Annotated in this window: 16 protein-coding genes; 4 read left to right on the plus strand and 12 right to left on the minus strand. The window is 63.7% G+C overall.

Annotated features, from left to right (window positions below; translation table 11 throughout):
• Positions 1 to 12 precede the first annotated feature (12 nt).
• From flgK to CSE6_RS21385, 11 genes are all read right to left on the minus strand, one after another.
• On the minus strand, positions 13 to 1,959 hold the full coding sequence (gene flgK, locus CSE6_RS21335; RefSeq protein ID WP_059441422.1) for a flagellar hook-associated protein FlgK: 1,947 nt from the start codon (positions 1,957 to 1,959) through the stop codon (positions 13 to 15).
• The gene (gene flgJ, locus CSE6_RS21340) at positions 1,956 to 2,984 is read right to left on the minus strand and encodes a flagellar assembly peptidoglycan hydrolase FlgJ (RefSeq protein WP_012836851.1); all 1,029 of its coding nucleotides are present in this window, start codon (positions 2,982 to 2,984) and stop codon (positions 1,956 to 1,958) included. Before flgJ ends, flgK begins: the two co-directional genes overlap by 4 nt.
• Positions 2,981 to 4,129 (minus strand): flagellar basal body P-ring protein FlgI, encoded by a 1,149-nt coding sequence (locus tag CSE6_RS21345; protein WP_003065520.1) that lies wholly within the window; start codon positions 4,127 to 4,129, stop codon positions 2,981 to 2,983. Before CSE6_RS21345 ends, flgJ begins: the two co-directional genes overlap by 4 nt.
• Positions 4,130 to 4,149: 20 nt before the next feature.
• Positions 4,150 to 4,857: a flagellar basal body L-ring protein FlgH gene (locus tag CSE6_RS21350; protein ID WP_003065522.1), complete on the minus strand. Its 708-nt coding sequence runs from the start codon at positions 4,855 to 4,857 to the stop codon at positions 4,150 to 4,152.
• 170 nt (positions 4,858 to 5,027) lie between these two features.
• Positions 5,028 to 5,810, minus strand: a complete 783-nt coding sequence (gene flgG, locus CSE6_RS21355) for a flagellar basal-body rod protein FlgG (RefSeq protein ID WP_003065524.1) — start codon at positions 5,808 to 5,810, stop codon at positions 5,028 to 5,030.
• 18 nt (positions 5,811 to 5,828) lie between these two features.
• On the minus strand, positions 5,829 to 6,569 hold the full coding sequence (locus tag CSE6_RS21360) for a flagellar basal body rod protein FlgF (protein ID WP_059441423.1): 741 nt from the start codon (positions 6,567 to 6,569) through the stop codon (positions 5,829 to 5,831).
• Between the two features lie 69 nt (positions 6,570 to 6,638).
• Entirely contained in the window at positions 6,639 to 7,907 is a 1,269-nt protein-coding gene (gene flgE / locus CSE6_RS21365; RefSeq protein WP_034353100.1) for a flagellar hook protein FlgE, read from the minus strand.
• A gap of 14 nt (positions 7,908 to 7,921) precedes the next feature.
• The gene (locus CSE6_RS21370) at positions 7,922 to 8,584 is read right to left on the minus strand and encodes a flagellar hook assembly protein FlgD (protein ID WP_059441424.1); all 663 of its coding nucleotides are present in this window, start codon (positions 8,582 to 8,584) and stop codon (positions 7,922 to 7,924) included.
• A 16-nt stretch (positions 8,585 to 8,600) separates the two neighbouring features.
• On the minus strand, positions 8,601 to 9,005 hold the full coding sequence (gene flgC / locus CSE6_RS21375) for a flagellar basal body rod protein FlgC (RefSeq protein WP_003059205.1): 405 nt from the start codon (positions 9,003 to 9,005) through the stop codon (positions 8,601 to 8,603).
• 16 nt (positions 9,006 to 9,021) lie between these two features.
• Complete coding sequence (flgB, locus tag CSE6_RS21380; RefSeq protein ID WP_003065531.1) at positions 9,022 to 9,435, minus strand: flagellar basal body rod protein FlgB; 414 nt, start codon at positions 9,433 to 9,435, stop codon at positions 9,022 to 9,024.
• A gap of 13 nt (positions 9,436 to 9,448) precedes the next feature.
• The gene (locus CSE6_RS21385) at positions 9,449 to 9,640 is read right to left on the minus strand and encodes a hypothetical protein (protein WP_131324637.1); all 192 of its coding nucleotides are present in this window, start codon (positions 9,638 to 9,640) and stop codon (positions 9,449 to 9,451) included.
• Here CSE6_RS21385 and flgA point away from each other — a divergent pair.
• The 4 genes from flgA to CSE6_RS26220 all read left to right on the plus strand — a co-directional run bounded on the left by flgA (position 9,639) and on the right by CSE6_RS26220 (position 11,569).
• Positions 9,639 to 10,397 (plus strand): flagellar basal body P-ring formation chaperone FlgA, encoded by a 759-nt coding sequence (gene flgA / locus CSE6_RS21390; protein WP_034353095.1) that lies wholly within the window; start codon positions 9,639 to 9,641, stop codon positions 10,395 to 10,397. The genes CSE6_RS21385 and flgA overlap by 2 nt on opposite strands.
• 117 nt (positions 10,398 to 10,514) lie before the next feature.
• Complete coding sequence (gene flgM / locus CSE6_RS21395) at positions 10,515 to 10,829, plus strand: flagellar biosynthesis anti-sigma factor FlgM (RefSeq protein WP_034378013.1); 315 nt, start codon at positions 10,515 to 10,517, stop codon at positions 10,827 to 10,829.
• 38 nt (positions 10,830 to 10,867) lie between these two features.
• Positions 10,868 to 11,230 (plus strand): hypothetical protein, encoded by a 363-nt coding sequence (locus CSE6_RS21400; RefSeq protein ID WP_003065537.1) that lies wholly within the window; start codon positions 10,868 to 10,870, stop codon positions 11,228 to 11,230.
• Between the two features lie 186 nt (positions 11,231 to 11,416).
• A complete protein-coding gene (locus CSE6_RS26220) occupies positions 11,417 to 11,569 on the plus strand; it encodes a hypothetical protein (RefSeq protein WP_165572360.1) in 153 nt (50 codons plus the stop codon).
• 265 nt (positions 11,570 to 11,834) lie between these two features.
• Here CSE6_RS26220 and CSE6_RS21405 read toward each other — a convergent pair whose 3' ends face one another.
• Positions 11,835 to 13,307, minus strand: coding sequence for a PLP-dependent aminotransferase family protein (locus CSE6_RS21405; RefSeq protein ID WP_059441425.1), 1,473 nt, complete (start codon positions 13,305 to 13,307; stop codon positions 11,835 to 11,837).
• Positions 13,308 to 13,540 lie beyond the last annotated feature (233 nt).

Here is a 13,540-nt window from a genome sequence, read left to right on the forward strand (position 1 = left end):
GGCTGTAGGGGGTTAACGGCCAACGGCCTGGATCACGCTGTCAAAAATGCCCTGAGCCACCTGCAGCATCTTGGCCGAGGCCTGGTAGGACTGCTGGTACTGCAGCAGCTTGGCGGCTTCTTCGTCCAGATTGACGCCGGACACTGCGGTGCGATCGCCCTCCAGATTCTTGGCAATCGAGTCGGACAACTTGGCTGCGTAGGCCGCGCTTTGCGTGCGCGTGCCGATCTGCGCCATGGCGGTGGAAAAACCGTCGCTGAGCGTGGTCGCGCCATCGAAGATCACGGCGTCGCGAAGCGACAGGAAGGAGCTGGCATTGCCCGTATCCGAGCTGTAGAAGCTGTTGGGGCCGAAGCTCACGGTATCGCTGGTGGCACCATCCACCGCAGGCGTGCCGGTGAGCGTCACCTTGAGCCCCGGAGCCAGCTCGATGGCCTGCCCGGAGATATAGGCGCCTGTCGCAGCCACGCCGCTGGGGGCAGGCGTGATGGTATAGGTCATGCCGCCCGCCCCGTCAGGCGCGAAAGACAGGGTGGTGCCCGCAGGAAAGGTAGAGGCATCGAAGCCTTTTTCCACCTTCAGGCTGGACATGCGGACGGCCGCATCGCCCAGCGAGTTGATCTTGGCCGACACCGGATTGGCCACCGCCAGATCGTTGCCGGAATGCACCATGGTCTGAATATCGTGCGCCGCCGATGCCACAGGACTGAACAGCACGGACTGACCGGCCTGGCCATCGTTCTTGAGATCGAACTGCAGACCGTCGATCGTCATGCCGCGCAGGTCCGTCAGATCGTTGAAGGCCGTGGTCTGGCCATCCGACAGGCGCACCACCTTGCCCTTGGGCGCATCGTTGCCGAAAACGATCTTGTAATCCGAAGCCTTGAGCGCGCTCGAGTCCTTGACCGTGACCGTGGGCGTATCGGGCTGTACCCATTGAGCACCCGTGGTGGAGCCCGTGGTCGTCATCGGAATATTGAACAGCGCCCCGCCTTTCTGACCCGACCAGGTCAGGCCCAGCTGGTTCTGTGTATTGAGCGTATCGCCGATCGAGATCACCATGCGCCCCAGCAGGTTGCGCCCCTCGCTCAGGTCGTTGTTCTGGAACTGCAGCAGACCGGCAATCTCGCCGCCACCGGCCATGGCCGGAGTCAGCTCCACGGGCTGCCCACCCTGCTGCTGGAAATACAGGCTCATCTTGCCGCTGCCGGGGTACTGCGTGGACTCCTGCAGGCTGAGCTTGGCCGCGCTCTGCCCCAGCACCAGCGGCTGGCTGCCGCCCACGAACAGGCTGATGGAGCCATCGCCGGCGTCGACCTGCGAGGTCTGCACGTATTTGTTGATGTCACGCACCAGTTGGTCGCGCTGATCGAGCAGGTCATTGGGCGTGTGGCCCGTGGCAATGGCGCTGCTGATCTGGCCGTTGAGCGCCGCCACCTGTTGGGACAGACTGTTGACCACATTCACGTCATTGCTCATCTGCTGGCGCGTGCTGTAGTCCATCTCGTCGAGCTGGGCCGAAGCCGAGCGAAAGCGCGCAGCCAGTTCGCTCATGCGCGTCAGCACCACCTGGCGTGCCGAAGAGTCGGTAGGTGCGCTGCTCACATCGGCAAACGCATTCATCATGTCGTTGATGGCCGCGCCCAGGCCGTTGGTTCCGCCGGAGAACACTTCCTGCAACTGGTTGAGCGAGTTCGAGCGCGCGGAGTCTGCGGCACTGGCGGCGGTGGCCGCCGTGGCCTGACGGTTGAGCAGCTCGCTGAAGTTGCGCAAGATGGTCGCCACATCGGCGCCATTGCCGATATAGCCATTGCCGATGTTCTGGCCCGCCGAGGTCTGGAAGGCCACGCTCTGGCGCGAATAGCCGGCGGTGTTGACGTTGGCGATGTTGTGCCCCGTGGTTTGCAGGGCGATCTGGTTGGCCATCAGGGCGCGCGCGCCCACGTTCAGAAGACTCATGACTGGTTCTCGGTGATCTTGTTGATCTGGGCGGCACGGGCGCTGACGCCCAGACGGCTTGCGACATTGGCGCTGTTGTTGCCGGCGTTGGCGACGCTGACCTGGGCCACGCTCTGGATGGCGCGGCTGAGCTTTTGCGCATAGGCCGGATCGGTGGCGTAGCCGGCCTTTTGCAGCTCGCTGGCATAGGCCTGGGCAGAGCCGGTCTGGGCCATGGCTTTTTCGTAGCGCGGATTGCTGCCGATCAGGCGTGCGTAGTCGCGGAAGGACTCCTCGTAGGAGTCATAGGCGCGGAACTTGGCCGTCACCTTCTTGGGCGCGCCATTGATGTATTCGGTGGTCGTGACTTCGGCGACCTTGCCCGTCCAGCTTCCACCGGCCTTGATGCCGAACAGGTTGAACGAGTTGCTGCCGTCCTTGTTGCGGATCTCGCTCCTGCCCCAGCCCGTCTCGTGTCCGGCCTGGCCGATCATGTAGTGGGCCGGGATGCCGCTCTCGCTGGCCACGCGCTGGGCTGCGCCGGTGTGCGCCGTCACGAAGTTGTCGCGCCCCTTGGGAGCCGGTGCATAGGCGTTGATCGATTGCGCAGCCTGGCTGCGGCTGCCGCTCCAGGCGCCGTTGCTGCCCACATTGCGCCAGGCGTTGCGGCTCAGGCTCAGTGTGGAAGGCACGGCAATTTCTGCGTCCTCGGCGGCGTCGACCCCCATGCTGCGCGCCAGCTGCTTGCTGATGGCATCGGTGAGACCGCCAGGCTGTCCCGCCATGGCCACCGAGAGCTGCTGATCCAGCAGATCGGTGCTGAGATTGCCCTGCGCGCTGTCGAGCAGGCCGGACTTCATGGTCGCCTCGCGCATGCTCTTGATCATCTCGCGCATGAACAGCGACTCGAGCTGCTTGGCCGTCTCGCGCGCGGCCTGAGGGCTGTTCTCGCCGGCTGCCGTCTTGAGCGCATTGAGCGAACGTGCATCGACAGCCAGAGCATTGCTGGCCGCCAGGGATGAAGAATGGGGCAATGACGTGCTCATATCACCTCCAGCTCGGCGTCCATGGCGCCAGCGGCCTTGATGGCCTGCAGGATGGCCAGCAGATCCTGGGGCGTGGCGCCCAGTGAATTCAGTGCCCGCACCACATCGGTGAGCTGGGGCGAATTGGGCATGTTGATGACCTTGCCGGGCTCCTGCTTGACCTGGATATCGGACTTCTGCGCCACCACGGTCTGCCCTTGCGAGAACGGTGCAGGCTGGCTGATGACCGGCGTGGTGCTGATGGTGATGGACAGATTGCCGTGCGCAATCGCGCAGGGGCCCAGGGTCACCGCCTGATTGAGCACGATGGAGCCGGTGCGGGCATTGATGACCACCTTGGCCGCCGGCTTGGAGGTCTCGATGGGCATCTCCTGAATCTCGGCGATCATGCGCACGCGCGAGCCCGGATCGATGGGTGCATTGACCTGCACCGTGCGGCCGTCCAATGCCATGGCCGTACCCGCTCCCATGCGCTGGTTGATGGCGCGAACCATCTTGTCGGCTGTCTGGAAGTCGGTCTGATTCAGGCCCAGCGTGATCGTGTTGCCCTGGTTGACGGGAGTGGGCACTGCACGCTCAACCTGCGCGCCCTGCGGCACGCGGCCCGCGTTCAGGTGATTGACCTGCACCTTGGAGCCGCCGGCTGCAGCCCCGGCACCGCCGACCACCACATTGCCCTGGGCCAGGGCATAGATCTCTCCGTCCGCGCCGCGCAGCGGTGTCGCCACCAGCGTGCCGCCCTTGAGCGACTTGGCATTGCCCATGGAGGAGACATTGATGTCGATGGCCTGACCGGGCTGTGCAAAGGCCGGAAGCTCGGCCGTGATGATCACCGCCGCCACATTCTTGAGCTGCAGCTGGGCCGCATTGCCCGTGGCCGGCAGGGCGATGCCCATCTGCTCCAGGTAATTGGCCAGCGCCTGCTTGGTGTAGGGCATCTGCGTGGTCTGGTCGCCCGTTCCGTCGAGGCCGACCACCAGACCATAGCCTGTCAACTGGTTGCTGCGCACGCCCTGGATGGCGGCAACCTCCTTGATGCGTGTGGCATGCGCAGGCAGGGTGAGCCCGCTGGCGCCAAGGGCTGCGACCACCAGCAAGGCGGTGTGCGCAGGGCGCAGTGACAGGAGCGTGGACAGTACTTTCATACTGCCCATTCTCGGAAGAATCAGAACGGCATAACGTTCAAAAAGAACCGGGACAACCAGCCAATTGACTGGGCTTCACCGGCCTGGCCACGGCTGCGCGACTCGACACGCAGATTGGCCACCTGAGTCGATGCCACGGTGCTGCCCGGACGCAGCGAGCGCGGGTCCACCGTGCCCGTGAAACGCAGCACATCGACGTTATGGTTCACGCCGATCTGCTTCTCGCCGGCAATCACCAGATGACCGTTGGGCAGCACATCGACCACGGTGGTGGCAATCGAGCCCGTGAAGGTGTTGTTGCTGCTGGTGGCCCCAGAGCCCTTGAAGTCGTTCTTGCTCTCGGCCCCCAGGGTGAGCGCATCGGCAACCGTCTTCTCGGCGCCGCCCCTGAGCAGCGGCAGCGAGGTGATGCCCGTGCTCAGCTCGTTGGCTCGCCCGACCTTGGAGTCCGTGCTCTGGCTGGCCGAAACGCGCTCGACAATCTGCACCGTCACCGAATCACCCACCATGCGGGCGCGCTGATCCTCGAACATGGGACGGTAGCGGCTGGCATTGAACAGGCTGCCTGTGGGCGCCTGGGCCGTCTGCTCGCGCGGCTGCAGCACGGGAGGTGCGGTGGATGGCATGTCCACGGGCGGCGGCGGATTGAGCGTGACGCAGCCCGACACCAGCAGGGCCCCGGCGAGGGCGCAGAGCGGCGGGCAATGGGAAACAATGGCTTTGAACATGGCGGCAAGTCCTTGGCAGTCAGGCGCTTCGCCCCTTGTGCCCTTGCGTGCGCGAGGCACGCTATTGAAATCAGAGCTTATAGCGCTTGTCTCAAATGGAAATCAGCAATGAATTGATCTGAAAACCATACACATCAAGCGCAAGCTGCTCCTCAATACATTGTGATCAATCAGAGCTGTGCCAGCTTGGCCAGCATCTGGTCGGAAGTCTGGATCGCCTTGGAATTCATTTCGTAGGCGCGCTGCGTCTGAATCATGGTCACCAGCTCCTGGACCACGTTCACGTTCGAGGCTTCCAGATAGCCCTGCTGAATCGTGCCCAGACCGTTGGTGCCTGGCGTGCCCTGCTGGGGCTGGCCCGAGGAAGCGGTCTCGACGTAGAGGTTCTGGCCACGGGGTTCCAGGCCGGCTGCATTGATGAACTGGCTCATCGCGATATTGCCCACCTGCTGCGGCGCAGCCTGGCCGGGCATGGTGACGCTGACCACGCCGTCATGGCTGATCGACACCTTGGTAGCACCCTGCGGGATGGTGATGCCGTTGGCCACGGGCAGGCCGCTGGAGGTCACCAGCTGGCCCTGGGCATCGACCTCGAACGAACCGTCGCGGGTATAGGCAATCGTGCCGTCGGGCATATTGACTTCGAAGAAGCCGTTGCCGTTGATGGCCACATCCAGCGCATTGCTCGATTGCTGCAGGCTGCCCTGCAGAAAGTTGCGGCTGGTGGCCACGGTGCGCACGCCCAGGCCCAGGTGCAGGCCAGTCGGCAGCTGATTCTGCTCGGTGGTCTGCGAACCCGACTGGCGCAGATTCTGATAGATCAGATCCTCGAAGACCGCATTCGCGCGCTTGTAGCCGGTGGTGGAGACGTTGGCCAGATTGTGCGAAATCACGTCCAGCTGCGTCTGCTGGGCTTCCATGCCGGTCTTGGCAATGAACAGCGAATTGATCATGACGTATTCCTTTGGCTATCAGCCGTTCAAGCTCAGCAGCTGGCTGGCGGATTTATCGTTGGTTTCAGCGGTCTGCAGCAGCTTCATCTGCTGCTCGAACTGGCGCGAGGCCGCGATCATGCCGACCATGGTTTCGACGGAGTTCACATTCGATCCCTCGATCGAGCCCGACAACAGGCGCGCCGCTTCATCGTTGGGCAGCGCATCGCCCTGCGCCGCGCGGAAAAAGCCGTCATCGCCGCGCACCAGCGGCTCATCGACGGGCGGCGTGACCAGCTTGACGCGCCCCACGGCCACGGGCAGCTGGTTGCCCATCTTGGCAGTCAGCGTGCCGTCCGAACCCAGGGAGATCGTGGACTCTGGCGGGATATCGATGGGCGCGCCGCCGTCGGAGAGCACGGCCTGGCCGTTGCTGTTGACCAGTTGCCCTTCGGGCGATATCTCGAACACGCCGTTGCGCGTATAGGCTTCTTGGCCGTCAAGTCCCTGCACGGCAAACCAGGCGCGGCCCATGGCCATGGCGTCCAGCGCACGGCCGGTGCGCTGGGCCGGGCCGGGAGTGTCTTGATAGCCGGAGGTGGCCTCCAGCGCAAACACGCGGGTGCCGGCCCCCGAACCCTGCAGCGGTACCGAACGGAAGGTGGACATCTCGGCCCTGAAGCCGTTGGTGCCCGCATTGGCCAGGTTGTGAGCCAGCACGGCCTGACGCTGGGCTGCCGCATTGGCCCCAGTCATCGACGTATAAATAATTTTGTCCATGCTGACCTTCCTTCCGTCAAATCAATCGCCTTTGCAGCCCCGGCGCAAAGCGCCTCAAGGGCCTATCGGTTATCGCAGGTTCACGAGTGTGGAGAACACCTGGTCCTGCGTCTTGATGGTCTGGGCGTTGGCCTGATAGGAGCGCTGCGCCGTCATCATGTTGACCAGCTCGGCCGTCAGGTCCACGTTAGACTCTTCCAGCGCGCCCGACTGCAGCGAGCCGAAGGTGCCGGTCTGGGCCGAACCATTGAGCGCAGGGCCGGAGTCGGAGGTGGCAACCCATTTGTTGTTGCCGATGGAGCCCAGACCCTGGGTATTGGTGAATGCCGCCAGAGCGATCTGGCCTTCGGTGCGCGTGACACCGTTGGAGTAGGAAGCCACGATGGAGCCGTCGCGGCCCACATTGATGCCCGTCAGTGCGCCCGAGGTATAGCCGTCCTGCTTGAGGCTGCTGACGGCAAACTTGGTGCCGAACTGGGTCAGACCGCCGAAATCGAACGCGACGTTGAAGGGCTGCAGGCCGTTGGGATTGGCCGTGCCGCCGCTGACGCTCAGATTCAGCGTGGTACCCGAACCTGTGGTCGGTGCATTGGGGGTGACGCTGGTGAGCTTGCCGCTCGCGTCGAACACTGCCGTACCAATGGGCGTGGCCGTGGCATCGAGCGAGTTGAAGACATTCCAGGTGTTGCCTGTGGCGTCTTTCTCGAAATACAGATTGACCGGGATCGCCGTGCCCTGGGTGTCATACACATTCAGCGAGGTTCCATAGGTGGCACGAGGCGTGGCAGCGACAGGGGGCGTGGCTGTCGCGTCGCCGGCGGCCGCCGTGGCGCGTGCATCCAGATTCAGCTCCACATTCACCTTGGATGTCTGCTTGGCGGGAATCGGCTGCCCTGTGGGAAAGCTCATCGGCACAGGCGTGGCACCCGACTGGATCTTGCCGGTCGAAGGGTCCACCACATAGCCCATGACATTGTCGTTGTCCACGGTCTTGAGGTTGCCCTCCTTGTCCAGACCGAAGTTGCCGGCGCGCGTGTAGGCGATGCTGCCGTCGCTTTGCTTGACGACGAAAAAGCCGTTGCCGTTGATGGCGATGTCCAGGTTGTTGCCCGTCGAAGTGATGGAGCCCTGCCTGAACTGCTGGGACACGGAGGCCACGTTGACGCCGATGCCGCTGCTCTGGCCGCTGGCCGAGCCGATGGCGCTGGCGACCATCTCGGCAAAGTCAGCGCGCGAGGCCTTGAAGCCCGTGGTGTTGGAGTTGGCGATGTTGTGGCCGATGACGTCCAGATTCTTGCTGGCGGCGTTCAAGCCGGAGAGACCTTGTTGAAAACCCATGATGTGTTCCTCAATCAGTAAACGGCCTTGACGCCGGAATAAGCCACGCTGTCGCCGTTATCGAGCTCCAGCGACAAAGAGCCATTGGCCGAGCTGGTGGCAATCACGGCATGCGGCGCCAGCGGGGTGGATGCCACTGCGGTCGTGCCATTGGTGGCGACCACGCTGTAGCGCAGTTGCGAGGCATCGCCGCTGTATTTGTCCTTGCCATCCCAGGTGAAGTAGTTCCGCCCGGCAGCGCCGGCCCCCAGGTCGATGGTGTCCACCAGCTCGCCGCTGGCCGTGGTGATCTGGATCTTGACGCTGGCCGCCTGGTTTTCCAGGTCGAAGGCAGCGGTATGCGTGCCATCGGCCGCCACGCCCAGGGTGTTGCCCTCGGTCAGCACCGTACGACCGATCATGGAAGTGCCCTGCAGCACCTGCATGGCCGTGAACTGGCTGGACATGGAGGCCATGGTCTGGTTCAACTGCTGAATACCGGTCACGGTGTTGATCTGCGCCATCTGCGAGGTCATTTCCGCGTTGTCCATGGGATTCATGGGGTCCTGGTTGTTGAGCTGGGCCACCAGCAGCTTGAGGAAACGGTCCTGCGCCTCGTTGGGGTTGGTCACCGAGTTCTTGGTATTGCTGGTGGTGTTGGTCGTGGAGCCGTCCACGCTGCTTGCGCCGTAGATCATGTGTGTGTTCCCGGGCTTACTGGCCCATTTGCAGAGTCTTGAGCAGCAGCGTCTTGGCCGTGTTCATGACTTCCACGTTGTTCTGATAGGAGCGTGACGCCGAGATCATGTTGACCATCTCGTCCACGGCGCTCACGTTGGAGTGGGTGACATAGCCTTCGCCATCGGCCAGCGGATTGCTGGGGTCGTGGATGCGGCGGCCGGGCGTGTTGTCCTCGCTGATGGCATTGACCTTGACGCCCGCGCTGCCGTCGTTGCCCATGGGCACGGTCTGAAACACGACCTGGCGCGCCTTGTAGACGCTGCCATCGGGGCCGGCCACGGCATCGACGTTGGCCAGATTGGAGGCCACCACGTTCAGGCGCTGGGACTGGGCGCTGACCGCACTGCCCGAGATATTGAAGATGGAAAACATGGACATGGTTTAGCTCCTGGGCTTACTGGCCTTGAATGGCGCTGAGCATGGTCTTGGCCTGGCCGTTGATGAAGCGCAGCGTGGCTTCGTAGCGCACGGAGTTGTCGACGAAATTGGCGCGCTCGCGATCCAGATCCACGGTGTTGTTATCCAGGCTGGGCTGGGAATTGACCGAATAGCCGAGCTTGGCCTTGAGCGCCTCGTCTGACATCTGCGCCTGCAGCGGGATATGGCCTGCCGTCGTGACGCTGGCCTGGGTCAGGGGCTTGGGCCCGCTGGTCGCGGCCATCAAGGCTTCGCGGAAATTGAAGTCGCGCGCCACATAGCCAGGGGTGTCGGCATTGGCAATATTGCTGGCAATGGCGCGCTGGCGCTCGGCGCGCAGCAGCAGCGCCTCGCTTTGGAAGTCCAGTCGTTCGGTCATTTTGTTCAGCATTGCGGCCTCGCTTTCAGAATTCGGGGATGCCGGAGCCCACGGACTGCGGCATGCGAGGATTATGAAAATCGGCAGCGCAAACTAAAGCGCGAAGAAAGCGGTATTGCGCTGGCTCTTCAAGCCATTGCGCAAGCCATGTCACGCCTATATTTGCCAGCATCGTCTGCAGCCCTGTGACTGCGGATACTTCAAAGGATTGATGCATGTCTGGCCGCTTTTCCCTGTTTCTGCGCCTTCGCCCCTCTCAAGGCCTGGCTGCAGCATGGGGTCTCGCTGCGCTGCTGCTGACGGCTGGCGCACAGGCCCAGGACGGCGCGGCACAGCTCAGCCAGATCGGACAGCGCTTTGTCGATGCGGCTCTGCACCAGCCATCAACCGAGACTGCGCAAGCCGGCAATGGCATGGCTTTGCGCATGGAGGTTCAGATGGGCCAGCTGGACTCGCGCCTGCGCCTGGCAGCCTGCGCCAAGGTCGAGCCCTATCTGCCTGCGGGCAGTCGCCTCTGGGGTCGCACCCGGCTGGGCCTGCGCTGCGTGCAGGGCAGCGTGCCCTGGAACGTGTTCCTGCCCATCACCGTGCGGGCCTATGGCCCGGCCTGGGTGGCCCAGGGCAATATTCCGGCCGGCAAGACGCTGAGCGCCGAGGACGCAGCCCCCGCTGAAGTGGACTGGGCCGAGGACAGCGCCCCCGTCTTCGCCAATGCACAGGATTTCATCGGCATGGTCGCGGCGCGACCGCTGACGTCGGGGCAGGCTCTGCGCCAGAACATGGTACGTCCGCCTGCCTTGTTCACGGCGGGATCGCCCGTCCAGGTGATGGTCAACGGCGGCGGCTTCAGCGTTGCCGGCTCAGGCAAGGCAATGACTGCAGCCGGAGAAGGACAGCAGGTACGGGTTCGCATGGATAATGGCCGCCTTGTTACAGGAACGGTCAATGCCAGTGGCGTGGTTCTGGTTCAATGACGAGAGAGTGCACACCCACTTCATCAACCATGCCAAATATTCCTCAAGTTTTACGCGCCCTTGTCGAAAGCAAGGCTACAGCGCCCTACGCCGATACAGGGCGATTGGAGAACCAGCATGAAGATAGGCAATAAGCCGGACCTGCAGCAGACCGCTGCAGCCGCCAAGCAGGCCCCGAAATCCGCCACCACGGTTGCCACCGAAGAATCGACCAAAGGCTTGTCCGAGCGCGCCGCCGGCGTGCCCGTGTCCTTTTCGTCCTCGGCCCGCGCCCTGGACAGCCAAAACCGCACCAATACCGACTTTGATGCCGATCGCGTCAAGGCCATGCGCGAAGCCATTGCCAATGGCAGCTTCCGCGTCAACGCCGAGGCCGTGGCAGACAAGCTGCTGGCCAATACCGAAGAATTCCTGGTTCACGCTCGCGGCTGAAGCGCCCGTGCCTGAACTCCCGAACAAAGGCTGACCCGATGACCTTGCAGGAAATGCTCGATTCGCTGGATGCGGTGATTCAGACCGTTTCGGCATCGCTGCAGTCACCGGACGCATCCGCGCTGGAACAGTCCAGCACCCGCCTGCGTGACGCCATGGTGGCGTTCTCCCAGCTCGTCAAACGCTTCTCGGCAGACGACTGGACGCCTGCACTGCGCGAGCGCGCACAGAATCTGGACCGCGAAATTTCCCTGGTCCGTGACCAGTTGGCAAGGCTTTCCGTGCTCAACCAGCGCCGCACCAAGGCCCTGGTGCCTGCTGCCGAAGACAGCACCTATGAAAGCAGTCTGCGCGGCGCATCGCAGACCGGCCGCGCACGCATCTATCACGCAGCCAGCTAGGCTCGACGCGGAAACTCCAAGCAACACGGGCAACCCGGCACGAGATGCTCTGGGCGCGCTCAACCACGCCGGCCGCTAAGCGGTGGCCCGCCACCTGACCGCAGCGCCTGCCGACATCCCCATGAACCATGGCTTTGCCCGCGTCTATGGCTTTGATGCCCCAGCACAGCCAGCTATGACACACAGATGGTCAGCCGGTTGGTCCGCGGCGTGGTGCAGGGCGATGCCATAGGCAGGCAGCGGCCCGTGGAGTTCGACCATCCGATGTCCGACGCCTTTGGCGAGCTGCTGCAGCGCACAGGCTGCCATATCCATCAGGGTCCCGTCCAGCTGGGTTAAGAACGTGTTGACGATCTCTACGCAGTCGCGTTGGAGCGCAATCGGGATGAGTTCAAAGCGTTGGCTCGCCGCTTGCACCGGGGTGCAAGCAAGAGTCAGCGCGCAGAAATCGCCCGATTTCGCCCCAACCCTGCGGGACAGAGGGTTTGCGGGCGGTCTGCGGCGTTGCGAATCCTCGCAATAGCACGGCTATTGCTGCGGTATCGCGCCTTGCATCCCATCCCGCAAACCCTCTGTCGCGGCGCGAGGAGATCGTCAACACGTTCTACAACTTCTGTGCCTGGGCCCGCATGGGGGCCACGACGCGCTCGAAGACGCGCCAGAAGGCGGCGTCCTGTGTGGTCGCGAAGTTGATGCGCATGCAGGTGCTGGAGCCCCGGCTGGCATGGAACATGGCGCCAGGGGCAATCATGTAGCCCTGATCCAGCAGCAACTGGGTCAGCACCTCGGTATCCACGCCGGTATCCACCCAGCCGAACATGCCAGCAGGCTCGGCCACAAACCGACAGCCAGCCGCCTGGGCCAGAGCCACGCTGCGCGTGCGCGCCTGGGCCAGATGCTGGCGCAGCCGCTCGGCATGGCGGCGCAGCTGGCCTTGCTCCATGCACAGGGCCAGGGCCTGCTCCATGGGGGTCGGCGTGGACAGGGTGGACAGCAGCTTGGTGTCCAGCAGTCTCTCGACCAGATCGGGCGGCGCGGCCAGATAGCCCAGGCGCCAGTTGGGCACCAGCACCTTGGCAAAGCCGCTGATGTAGATGCTGCGCTGCAAGCGGTCCAGCACCGTCACGCGCGGTACGTGATCGGCAGCGATATGGCAGTAGCTATCGTCCTCCACCACATAGAAGCCGTATCGCTGCGCCATCTGCAGCACCTCATGGGCGCTGGCCGCGCTCAGGCTGTAGCCCGTGGGGTTGTGCAGCACGCTGACACTCACATAGAGCTTGGGGGCCATGGTCTCGCAATAGCGCTGCATCACCGCCATGTCCGGCCCCTCGGGCCCGCGCGGCACGGGCAGCACGCGCATGCCCATGGCGGCCAGGCGTGCATATTCCACGGCCCAGCCCGGCTCCTCCACCATCACCGGATCGCCGGGCTGCAGCAGGGCTCGGCTCACGATGTCCAGCGCCTGGGTCGCCCCCAGGGTAGTGATGATCTGGCCAGTCCCCGCCGCGATGCCTATGCGCTGCAGGCGCCGCGCCAGCGCTTCGCGCAGCCGGCTGTCACCCATGGGCTCGCCATAGCGCACCAGCGATTCGCGCAGCGCCTGCCCGCTGGTGACCTTGCGCATGGCCGCCACCAGAAAGCCGGCATCCAGCCATTCGGCAGGCAGCACACCGGCACCAGGCTGGGGCTTTCCGGCCACGCTCTCCACGAACATGCCGCGAATCAGCATGGTGGCGTTGATGCGCGTGCCTGGCGGGATGCCTACCGGGGTATTGACCGCTCCCTCATTGATAGCTATCTGCGCTTGACTTTCCTGCGTTTGAAGCGGATTTTGCACAATATCGCGTACAAAGAAGCCGCGTTGCGGCCTGGCCTCGACCAGCCCCTGGGCCTGCAGCAGGTCGTAGGCGGCCACCACCGTGTACGGACTCACGCCCTGCTGGCGCGCACATTCGCGCACCGAAGGCAGGCGCGCGCCTGCGGGCAGCAGCCTGGTGCGTATGCGTTCGGCCAGACGCTCGGCCAGTTGCTGGGTCAGGGTCAGGGCCGCCTGGCGGGACAGGGAGATGGACATGATGATGGACTGCGAACTGTATTGAAGCGGATACCGATACAGAAGCCATGATTGTGAGACTGTCTGTATAGGTACTGTAATGGTCTCACGCGTATATTGAGTCCATCAACCTCTCTTGGCCGCCCTCCACACAGGGCTATGGTCACGGCCTGCGGCCTCACCGGCTGCAGACCACACTGTCGCAATTGCCCGCCAGCCCACACAGGCAAACCGGTCGCGACACAATAAGCCCA

The sequence above is a fragment of the Comamonas sp. E6 genome (assembly GCF_001010305.1).
In the GTDB taxonomy this organism is placed as follows: domain Bacteria; phylum Pseudomonadota; class Gammaproteobacteria; order Burkholderiales; family Burkholderiaceae_C; genus Comamonas; species Comamonas thiooxydans.

Excerpts from the sequence above, each read along its gene's own strand:
- flgK (WP_059441422.1), bottom strand. The coding sequence starts at position 1,959 with ATGAGTCTTCTGAACGTGGGCGCGCGCGCCCTGATGGCCAACCAGATC.
- flgJ (WP_012836851.1), bottom strand. The coding sequence starts at position 2,984 with ATGAGCACGTCATTGCCCCATTCTTCATCCCTGGCGGCCAGCAATGCT.
- CSE6_RS21345 (WP_003065520.1), bottom strand. The coding sequence starts at position 4,129 with ATGAAAGTACTGTCCACGCTCCTGTCACTGCGCCCTGCGCACACCGCC.
- CSE6_RS21350 (WP_003065522.1), bottom strand. The coding sequence starts at position 4,857 with ATGTTCAAAGCCATTGTTTCCCATTGCCCGCCGCTCTGCGCCCTCGCC.
- flgG (WP_003065524.1), bottom strand. The coding sequence starts at position 5,810 with ATGATCAATTCGCTGTTCATTGCCAAGACCGGCATGGAAGCCCAGCAG.
- CSE6_RS21360 (WP_059441423.1), bottom strand. The coding sequence starts at position 6,569 with ATGGACAAAATTATTTATACGTCGATGACTGGGGCCAATGCGGCAGCC.
- flgE (WP_034353100.1), bottom strand. The coding sequence starts at position 7,907 with ATGGGTTTTCAACAAGGTCTCTCCGGCTTGAACGCCGCCAGCAAGAAT.
- CSE6_RS21370 (WP_059441424.1), bottom strand. The coding sequence starts at position 8,584 with ATGATCTACGGCGCAAGCAGCGTGGACGGCTCCACGACCAACACCACC.
- flgC (WP_003059205.1), bottom strand. The coding sequence starts at position 9,005 with ATGTCCATGTTTTCCATCTTCAATATCTCGGGCAGTGCGGTCAGCGCC.
- flgB (WP_003065531.1), bottom strand. The coding sequence starts at position 9,435 with ATGCTGAACAAAATGACCGAACGACTGGACTTCCAAAGCGAGGCGCTG.
- flgA (WP_034353095.1), top strand. The coding sequence starts at position 9,639 with ATGTCTGGCCGCTTTTCCCTGTTTCTGCGCCTTCGCCCCTCTCAAGGC.
- CSE6_RS21385 (WP_131324637.1), bottom strand. The coding sequence starts at position 9,640 with ATGCATCAATCCTTTGAAGTATCCGCAGTCACAGGGCTGCAGACGATG.
- flgM (WP_034378013.1), top strand. The coding sequence starts at position 10,515 with ATGAAGATAGGCAATAAGCCGGACCTGCAGCAGACCGCTGCAGCCGCC.
- CSE6_RS21400 (WP_003065537.1), top strand. The coding sequence starts at position 10,868 with ATGACCTTGCAGGAAATGCTCGATTCGCTGGATGCGGTGATTCAGACC.
- CSE6_RS26220 (WP_165572360.1), top strand. The coding sequence starts at position 11,417 with ATGGTCAGCCGGTTGGTCCGCGGCGTGGTGCAGGGCGATGCCATAGGC.
- CSE6_RS21405 (WP_059441425.1), bottom strand. The coding sequence starts at position 13,307 with ATGTCCATCTCCCTGTCCCGCCAGGCGGCCCTGACCCTGACCCAGCAA.